Source organism: Mesorhizobium sp. M0019 (assembly GCF_040323975.1).
Lineage (GTDB): Bacteria > Pseudomonadota > Alphaproteobacteria > Rhizobiales > Rhizobiaceae > Mesorhizobium.
Map to the genome: position 1 here is coordinate 1 of NZ_JAMYVK010000125.1, position 1471 is coordinate 1471.

The following is a 1471-nucleotide window of genomic DNA, read 5'->3' on the forward strand; positions in this document are numbered from 1 at the left end:
GGGTAGCAGGTTTGGCTTGCGGGGTTGGAATCATGTGTGATTCTGTAGCTGCCATTGTTGATTCGGGAGGTTTCGACGATGGCACCGCTACTTGGATACTTCGGCGACCTGCGCCTGCAAAAAAGGGGAGCATGGTGCTGGATCGCATGTGCACGCGCGTCAGCGTGGGCCTGCGCAGGCTGGCCGATACGCGCGCGGAACAAGTTGCGTTCACGCGGCTGTTTCGCAATCCCCAGGTGACGGTGCAGGAGATCGTGCGCACGGCAGCGGCGCGAACGGGCGAGGCGGCGGCCGGCCGCCATGTGCTGATCATCGAGGACAGCAGCGAGATCAACTATGAGGCCAAGGCCTCGCGCAAGCGCGGCCTCGGGCGTGTCGGCAACGGCAAGGATGTCGGGCTGTTCGTCCACCCGGCGCTGGCCGTGGATGCCGCCGACGGTTCCGTGCTGGGGCTTGCGGCTGCCACGATCTGGCGGCGCCGGGGGCAGAAGGCGCACGACTACCAAGCCCTGCCGATCGAAGCCAAGGAAAGCTACAAATGGATCGCCACCGCCAAGGCGGCCCGCCAGGCGCTGACCGACACGCCGCTGGCTACCGTGATCGGCGACCGCGAGGCCGACATCTACGAAGTACTGGCAAGGCTGCCTGACGAGCGCACGCATGTGCTCATCCGCGCCGTGCGCGACCGGGCTCTGGGTGAGCAGGGCGGCCGTCTGTTCGGCGAGATCGCCAAAACGCCGGAAGCCGGCCGGATCGCCTTCGAGCTGCAGGCGCGTCCCGGCCGACTGGCGCGCAAGGTGCAACTGGCCGTCCGCTTCGCCGAGGTCGCCTTGCGCCAGCCGCACCTTGGTGCCGACCGCCGCGATCCGCGCGAGATCACGCTCAACATCGTCGAAGTGCGCGAGATCGATCCGCCTTCGCCCAAGGAGGCGGTGATCTGGCGACTGTTGACCACTCACACGGTCAAAACGCTCGCCGACGCTTGCCGCATGGTCGATCTCTACCGGTTGCGCTGGACCGTCGAACAGCTGTTCCGAACCGTGAAGTCGCAGGCCATCGATCTGGAGGAAAGCCTGCTTGCCGATGGTGAGGCACTCGAACGGCTGGCCGCGACCGCGCTGATCGTCGCCGTCAGGGTCATGCAACTCGTGCACGGGCGCGATGCCGCCGGCCGCACCTTCAAGGCCGCTCGCCTCTTCAGCCCCGCCGAGATCACCGTGCTGGAGGCGCTGATTGCCAGACTCGAAGGCAAAACCCAAAAGCAGAACAACCCGCATCCGCAACACACGCTCGCCTGGGCCGCCTGGTGCATCGCCCGGCTCGGCGGATGGAACGGCTACGCAAAGGAGCGGCCGCCAGGCCCCGTCACCTTCTCCAATGGGCTAAAACGCTTCCACGCCATCGCCGAGGGCTTCGCTCTTGCAAATCCAAACTAATCCCCGCCAAATCAGATGTGTGCGCACGCTAGCCC

The 1471-nt window shown here is 65.9% G+C and carries 1 protein-coding gene; it reads left to right on the forward strand.

Going from position 1 to position 1471, the window contains the following annotated elements; genetic code table 11:
* Positions 1-131: 131 nt before the first annotated feature.
* Positions 132-1436 carry an IS4 family transposase gene (locus NKK47_RS34940; RefSeq protein ID WP_352579917.1) on the forward strand — a complete coding sequence of 435 codons (1305 nt, stop codon included), beginning with the start codon at positions 132-134 and terminating at the stop codon, positions 1434-1436.
* Positions 1437-1471: the final 35 nt, after the last annotated feature.